This is a genomic window from Flavobacterium sp., assembly GCF_040382755.1.
Lineage (GTDB): Bacteria > Bacteroidota > Bacteroidia > Flavobacteriales > Flavobacteriaceae > Flavobacterium.
In genome coordinates, this window is record NZ_JBEIET010000104.1 from 1 (window position 1) to 7,246 (window position 7,246).

General features: G+C 31.5%; 8 protein-coding genes. 4 read left to right on the top strand and 4 right to left on the bottom strand.

The window, feature by feature from the left end; translation table 11 throughout:
- The 4 genes from ABWO04_RS08895 to hemA form a co-directional block, all read right to left on the bottom strand.
- A partial coding sequence (locus ABWO04_RS08895) for a uroporphyrinogen decarboxylase family protein (protein WP_353079269.1) occupies positions 1 to 243 on the bottom strand: 243 nt, incomplete at its 3' end.
- 47 nt (positions 244 to 290) lie between these two features.
- Positions 291 to 971 (bottom strand): uroporphyrinogen-III synthase, encoded by a 681-nt coding sequence (locus tag ABWO04_RS08900; RefSeq protein WP_353079271.1) that lies wholly within the window; start codon positions 969 to 971, stop codon positions 291 to 293.
- A gap of 2 nt (positions 972 to 973) precedes the next feature.
- Positions 974 to 1,900: a hydroxymethylbilane synthase gene (gene hemC, locus ABWO04_RS08905; protein ID WP_353079283.1), complete on the bottom strand. Its 927-nt coding sequence runs from the start codon at positions 1,898 to 1,900 to the stop codon at positions 974 to 976.
- A 25-nt stretch (positions 1,901 to 1,925) separates the two neighbouring features.
- Positions 1,926 to 3,182, bottom strand: a complete 1,257-nt coding sequence (hemA, locus tag ABWO04_RS08910; protein WP_353079273.1) for a glutamyl-tRNA reductase — start codon at positions 3,180 to 3,182, stop codon at positions 1,926 to 1,928.
- A 228-nt stretch (positions 3,183 to 3,410) separates the two neighbouring features.
- Here hemA and ABWO04_RS08915 point away from each other — a divergent pair, with 228 nt between their 5' ends.
- The 4 genes from ABWO04_RS08915 to ABWO04_RS08930 all read left to right on the top strand — a co-directional run.
- Positions 3,411 to 4,283, top strand: a complete 873-nt coding sequence (locus ABWO04_RS08915) for a helix-turn-helix transcriptional regulator (RefSeq protein ID WP_353079275.1) — start codon at positions 3,411 to 3,413, stop codon at positions 4,281 to 4,283.
- 18 nt (positions 4,284 to 4,301) lie between these two features.
- Positions 4,302 to 5,321 (top strand): ferrochelatase, encoded by a 1,020-nt coding sequence (hemH, locus tag ABWO04_RS08920; protein WP_353079277.1) that lies wholly within the window; start codon positions 4,302 to 4,304, stop codon positions 5,319 to 5,321.
- A 22-nt stretch (positions 5,322 to 5,343) separates the two neighbouring features.
- The gene (locus ABWO04_RS08925; RefSeq protein ID WP_353079279.1) at positions 5,344 to 5,883 is read left to right on the top strand and encodes a CopD family protein; all 540 of its coding nucleotides are present in this window, start codon (positions 5,344 to 5,346) and stop codon (positions 5,881 to 5,883) included.
- Positions 5,876 to 7,246, top strand: a 1,371-nt coding sequence (locus ABWO04_RS08930) for a sensor histidine kinase (protein ID WP_353079281.1), incomplete at its 3' end; no start/stop codon positions are given. The genes ABWO04_RS08925 and ABWO04_RS08930, both read left to right, overlap by 8 nt.

Here is a 7,246-nt window from a genome sequence, read left to right on the forward strand (position 1 = left end):
CGCTCTTGGCACGACCAAAATATCTGAAAACAAAATCGCAGCATCTGGTTTCACAATACGAATCGGTTGCACGGTGATTTCAGCTGCTAACTCTGGAGTTTCACAACGGGTAAAAAAATCGTATTTGTCACGCAAAGCTCTAAATTCAGGTAAATATCTTCCCGCTTGACGCATCATCCAAACCGGAGGGCGTTCTACTTTTTCGTTATTTAAGGCACGTAGGAATAAATCGTTTTTTATCATTTTGTTTGTATTAAACCTAACAGGTTTCAAAAACCTGTCAGGTTATATTATATGTAATATTCTATAACTTGTTCAATTACGTTTTCAACACTTGGTTGATACACTATTTTTATATTTTTAATTTTAGTTTCAGACAACACTGCTCTTAAAGCATCTGCTGTTGTATTTCCAATACAAAACAATTTTTCGTTGACAAGTGTGTTTTTTTTCAAATAACTGGTTACGGCAGAAGGGCTGAAAAACAAAATTCCGTCTACTTTATCTGAAATTTTATGAGGTGTTAAAATTGTGTCGTACACTTTAATTTCATTGAACTTAATTTCGTTTTCGGTTAACATTTCTGGTAACGTAACTTTACGAAGATTGCCACTAAAAAAAGTAAAACTTTCATCGGAATAAACTAACGTAATAATTTCCGCTAAATCTTCTGCATAACCTGTGTAGGCTTCTACTGTAAAACCATTTTCGTTTAATAATTCTTTGGTTTTTAATCCGACACAAAAAACGTTTTTTTGCTTTAATTCATCAATTTTTGGATGTTGCAAAATACTTAAAACTGCGTTTTGACTCGTAAAAATTAAGTTTTTATTCAGATTTTTTATTTCGAAAGAAGCGTTTTCTGTTTTAATAAAATCTGCTTCAATAACTTGAAGAGTTGCTTTAACTAATTCTTGTTTTTGAATTGGTGATAGTGTTTTTGTAGAAAGTATTGTGGTTGGATTTGTCATAATTATTTTAAATTTTCTTTAATTTCTGACATCAATTGAATACCACCGTTACTCAAAATTTCTTGAGCGCTATGAAAACCTAATTTTTTCCATTCCGAAACAGCTACGGTTTTAGTAACTTGTAATTTTTGTTTTCCGTCTATTGATAATAAAACACCTGTAAAATCAATCACATCTTCTTTCTCATTATACGCAGCAATTGCTCCAATTGGTGCTGTACAACCTCCTTCTAACGTTCTTAAAAACTGACGTTCTATATAGGTACAAATTTCTGTTTCAATATGATTTAATTGCGAAACGGCATCTAAAGAAAAGAAATCATCTGCATTACACACCACAACCATAGCGCCTTGAGCGGGTGCAGGAATCATCCAATCTAAAACAATTGCCTTTTCTGGTTTTAAGTTGATGCGTTCCAAACCAGCTTCTGCAAAAATAGCGCCGCCCCAATTTGAATCAGCTACTTTTTGCAAGCGTGTATTTACATTACCACGAATATCTTCTATCGTATGCGTTGGGTATTTGTGTAACCAACTTGCTTTTCTTCGTAAACTACTGCTTGCAATGACGCTATTATCTTCGGTTAAAAAATCTAAATTTTCTTTATAAACCAAAATATCAAATGCTGAAGCTCTTTCCAAAACGGCACCTTGGACAATTCCGTTAGGCAATAATGTTGGGACATCTTTCATAGAATGTACTGCAATGTCAATTTTGCCTTGAATCATTGCTACATCTAAGGTTTTTGTAAAAATTCCGGTAATTCCTAATTCGTATAATGGTTTGTCTAAAACAATGTCTCCATCGGATTTTACGGCGATAATTTCCGTTTTAAAGTCCAAATCGTTCAACTGTTTTTCAACGGTTTTGGCTTGCCAAAGTGCGAGTTCGCTATCGCGTGTTCCTATTCGTATGGTTTTACTCACTATTTTATTTTTTAAAACATTTAAATATTTAATGCTTTTGGTTTTCTATTTGAAAAACCTTGTTAATCCACTCTACACTTTCATCTACAACCGTGTTGTCATCTTTTAAGTGATTGGCAAAATGACTGGTTATTTTTTGAATTAATTTTGCGGTAACAATTTCGGTATATTCTTCATTGAAATCGGCATTTTTCTTTTTTAAATGATTGATTTCAGATTCTTTAATGGCGTTTAATTTGGCTTTTAAAGCGTGTATCGTTGGTGCATATTTTCTTCCTTTTGACCAAGTTAAAAATTCAGTTAAAACTTCACTAATAATTTCTTCGGCAGCCGGTATAAATTGTTTTCTGTTTTCTAAAGTTTCATCGGTAATTTCCGACAAATGATCCATATGCACTAAAGTAACCAAAGGGTTGTGCTTTACGTTTTCGTTTACATTTTTAGGTATAGATAAATCTAAAATCAACAAAGGTTTTTTCAGATTTAAAATATCCAAATCTACTGTTGGATTCTGAGCGCCAGTGGCTACAACAACCACATCTGCCTTTTGTAATTCTATTTGTAAATCGGAATAATCTTTAACAACAAGGTTTAGTTTTTTGGCTAATTTTTCTGCCTTATCCTTGGTTCTATTAATCAGCGTAATTTGATCGTGTTTGGAATGTTTTACCAAATTTTCACAAGTATTTCTTCCGATTTTTCCTGTTCCGAAAAGTAAAATATTTTTATTAGAAATGGCTTCTACATTCTTAAAAATATATTGCACTGCCGCAAAAGAAACAGAAGTAGCGCCGCTTGAAATTTCAGTTTCGTTTTTAACTTTCTTACTCGCTTGAATAACCGAATTTACTAATCTTTCTAAATACGGATTTGCTAAATTATGTTTTTTACTTTCTACAAATGCGTTTTTCAATTGGGCAATGATTTCAAAATCGCCTAAAATTTGACTATCCAAACCCGTTCCCACTCTAAACATATGGTTTAAAGCTTCCTTTTGTTTGTAGACATAAGCGTATTTTTGAAACTCTTCAACCGTTCCAGAACTGTTTTCGCACAATAAATGAATCAATTGAAATGGATGCTGTGCAAAACCGTAAATTTCAGTACGGTTACAAGTGGAAGTAACAATCAGACTTTCAATTCCGTTAGATTTTGCCTGTTTCAAAAGATTGGTTTTGGCAGTAGCGTCTAAACTAAATTTACCTCTAATTTCGGCGTCCGCTTTTTTGTAGCTTAGTCCGATAGCGTAGAAAGTAGTTTGTTTTGCAGGCGAATGATTGTCCATAAATTGCTTTATCTCTTAAAGATGCACAAAATTATTGTTTCCATCTGTACAAAAACAACGCTGAAAGTACTTTTTATATCGGAATTCGATTTTTTTAAATAAATTGCACTTATTTTGATATAAACTACTAACTTTGTAACAAATTCAGCACCAAACAACTGCTTTGTTTAGATTAATTATAAATAACAAGCTTGTTTTTTGTTAAACAATTCATAAAAAAATAACGCTATGAGTTCATTTGAAGAAATTAAAATTGATACCGATTTTACGTTATTACGATTTCAAAACGATTCTGACACTACCGAAACGTCTGAAAAACAAGTAGGTACAGGTTTAATTCAATTTCATTTTAATGTAAAAGGAAAGGGAAAATTTATTTTTAATAATAATTCTTACACATTAGATTTGAATGAAGAAAAAGCGCTATTGCTTTACAATCCGCAAAAAGAATTGCCGCTTCATTTAGAAATTGCTCCTAAAAGTTGGATTATTTCTATTTTAATTTCCATAAAAAAATTTCACACTTTATTTTCATCAGATTCAGAAATGATTCCATTTTTGAGCAAAGATAATTTAGAAAAAAAATATTACACCGAAGAAAGCATCAGCCCATCAATGGCAATTGTTTTGAATCAAATTTTTCATTACAACCAAAATTCATCAATAAAAACCTTGTATTTAAAAGGAAAAAGTTACGAATTGTTAAGTTTGTTTTTTAATACGAATGAAGATCCAAACGCAGAACATTGTCCGTTTTTATCAGACGAAGAAAATGTACTAAAAATTAAAAAAGCAAAAGAAATCATCATTAAAAATATGGCAGAACCGCCAGGTTTACAAGAATTGGCTGATGAAGTTGGGATTTCATTAAAAAAATTAAAAGCGGGTTTTAAAGAAATTTATGGCGATACAGTTTTTAATTTTTTATTCGATTATAAAATGGAATTCGCAAGAAAACTCTTAGATACTGGCTCGTATAATGTAAATGAAGTAGGATTGAAAATTGGTTACAGCACCTCAAGTCACTTTATTGCTGCATTTAAAAAGAAATTTGGCACAACGCCAAAAAAATACCTATTAAACTTAAACGTTAATTTATAAAAGCATAAAAAACATATTATGAAAGGAGTATTATTAGTAAATCTTGGTTCACCAGAAAGCCCTACTGCTAAAGATGTTAAGCCGTATTTAGATGAATTTTTAATGGATAAATACGTAATTGACGTTCCGTTTTTATTACGCGCTTTATTGGTAAGAGGAATTATTTTACAAACACGCCCAAAAAAATCTGCGGAAGCCTATGCAAGAATTTGGACTGATGAAGGTTCTCCATTAATTGTGATTTCCAAAAAAATGCACGAAAAAGTAAAAGGGTTGGTTGACATTCCGGTTGCTTTAGCTATGCGTTATGGAACCATTACTATTTTAAAAGGATTGCAAGAATTACACGACAAAGGCGTAACAGAAGTGATGCTTTTTCCTTTGTATCCGCAACACGCTATGGCTTCAACCACTACTATTTTGGTATTGGCAGAAGAGCTTCGCGCTAAGCATTTTCCAAATATGAAATTTACAACCGTTCCAGCGTTTTATAACAAACCTGGGTACATTGAAGCATTATCCAATTCGATAAAAAAGCATTTGGAAGGTTTTGACTACGATCATTTATTGTTTTCATATCACGGAATTCCGAAACGTCATATTCGTAAAACCGACATTACCAAATCGCATTGTAAAATTGATGGTTCTTGTTGCAATTCGCCTTCGCCAGCACACGAATTTTGTTACAGACATCAATGTTATGAAACTACAAAACAAGTGGTGAAAACATTGGGCATTCCAGAAGGTAAATACAGCCAAACGTTTCAATCTCGTTTAGCAGGTGATAAATGGTTAACGCCATACACCGATGTAGAAGTAAATAAAATGCCAAAAAAAGGAATTAAGAAATTAGCCGTTGTAACGCCAGCTTTTGTGGCCGATTGTTTAGAAACATTGGAGGAAATTGCTATGGAAGCCAACGAACAATTTTTACATCACGGTGGTGAAGAATTTATGGCCATTCCGTGTATGAATGACGAAGATGAATGGTGTGGTGTTGTGGCTGATTGGATTGAAGAATTTAAAAATAGTAAATAGCGATTAGTAAATAGTTTATTTTATGTACGAATACCTAAAATCCTTACATTTAATTTTTGTAATCACTTGGTTTGCAGGATTGTTTTACATTGTTCGTTTGTTTGTATATCAAATTGAAGCAAACGAAATGCCTTCGCCAGAAAAAGAAATTTTACAAAAGCAGTACAAAATAATGACCTATCGTTTGTGGTATATAATTACCTGGCCAAGTGCGGTTTTGGCAACAATTTTTGCATTGTCGTTGTTGCATTTAAATCCTGCTTTTATGGAAATGCCTTGGATGCAAGTGAAATTAGGATTTGTAGTTTTGTTATTTATCTATCATTTTAAATGTCAAAAAATTTATACCGAATTACAAAATGATACCGTAAAATATACCTCAAACTTTATGCGATTATGGAACGAAGGCGCGACCATAATTTTGTTTGCTGTAGTTTTTTTAGTAATTTTAAAAAATGCAATCAACTGGATTTATGGTGTAATTGGAATTATTTTGTTTTCAGTGATTATTATGCTTGGTTTTAAATTCTATAAAAGAATAAGAGATAAAAAAAGTGATTAAATTTTTAAAAATACATACACTTTCGTTACGACGAAGAATATTTTTGTCGATGTTGTTTATTACAACATTTTCAACAATACTAATTACTGTAGTGTCACTAATTCATTTTCGGTACGAAGCTAAAGAATACCACGAAGAACGTTTGTCTCGAAAAGAAAATGCGATAAAAGAGCATATAGAATACATTTTACAAACTTCAAAATTTCCACTTACTACCAATAATATACCAAGTATTTTTAAGGGTAGAATTCTTGAATTATCTGACATTCATAGTTTAGAAATAAACTTTTTTGATTTAAATGGTAAATTACTATTATCATCTAAATCTGATATTAAGAATAACAAAAAACCGAAAATTAATGCTGAAATTCTTAAAAGCTTAAAAATTTCCTCAGAAAAACGAATTGTAATAACAAAAGTTAAAGAAAACGAAACATACTTAAAATCGTCTTATAGTTATATTAAAGATGCCGATTTTAAAAATCTTGCTATTTTAAATATTCCGTATGAAGAGAATAGTGATTTTTATAATCAAGAAGCGGAAAACTTCCTAACTCGATATGCGCAAGTATTTATAATTATGTTTATTATTTCTATTTTAATATCCTATTTATTATCCAGTAATATTACCAAATCGATTTCTCAAATTTCAGAAAAATTAGGGATTACACAGTTAAATGAACGCAACCAAAAACTTAAACTTCAACCTGGAAATCAAGAAATTAATGGACTAATTTTGGCCTATAATAATATGGTTGATACCTTAGAAGAAAGCGCACAAAAATTAGCTCAAAGCGAACGTGAACACGCTTGGCGTGAAATGGCAAAACAAGTGGCTCACGAGATTAAAAATCCGCTTACGCCAATGCGATTAACCATACAAAGTTTTCAAAGAAAATTTGATCCGAATGACCCAGAAATAAGTCAGAAACTTGAAGATTTTTCAGATATACTAATTCAGCAAATTGATACAATGAGCACTGTAGCAAGTGCGTTTTCAAATTTTGCCAATATGCCCACACAACAAAACGAACGCTTAAATATTGTTCAGGTTTGTAAAACAGCGCTCGAAATTTTTAATGAAGATTATGTTGATTTTATAAGTTCGGAAAAAGAAATTTACACTTCATTTGATAGAACACAATTGACAAGAATTGTAACGAATTTGGTAAAAAACGCCATTCAATCTATACCTGAAAATCAAAAATTTAAATCCGTAGTAGTTGAAATTTTAAAAGAAGATACTAATTTTATTTTGAAGGTTTCGGATAACGGAATTGGAATTTCGTTTGAAAACCAAGCGTATATTTTCGAACCAAAATTCACAACAAAAAATTCTGGTATGGGATTAGGATTGGCCATC

Bases quoted from the DNA above. Each gene is read 5' to 3' on its own strand.
- hemA (WP_353079273.1), bottom strand. From the start codon at position 3,182: ATGGACAATCATTCGCCTGCAAAACAAACTACTTTCTACGCTATCGGA.
- ABWO04_RS08925 (WP_353079279.1), top strand. From the start codon at position 5,344: ATGTACGAATACCTAAAATCCTTACATTTAATTTTTGTAATCACTTGG.
- ABWO04_RS08915 (WP_353079275.1), top strand. From the start codon at position 3,411: ATGAGTTCATTTGAAGAAATTAAAATTGATACCGATTTTACGTTATTA.
- hemH (WP_353079277.1), top strand. From the start codon at position 4,302: ATGAAAGGAGTATTATTAGTAAATCTTGGTTCACCAGAAAGCCCTACT.
- ABWO04_RS08900 (WP_353079271.1), bottom strand. From the start codon at position 971: ATGACAAATCCAACCACAATACTTTCTACAAAAACACTATCACCAATT.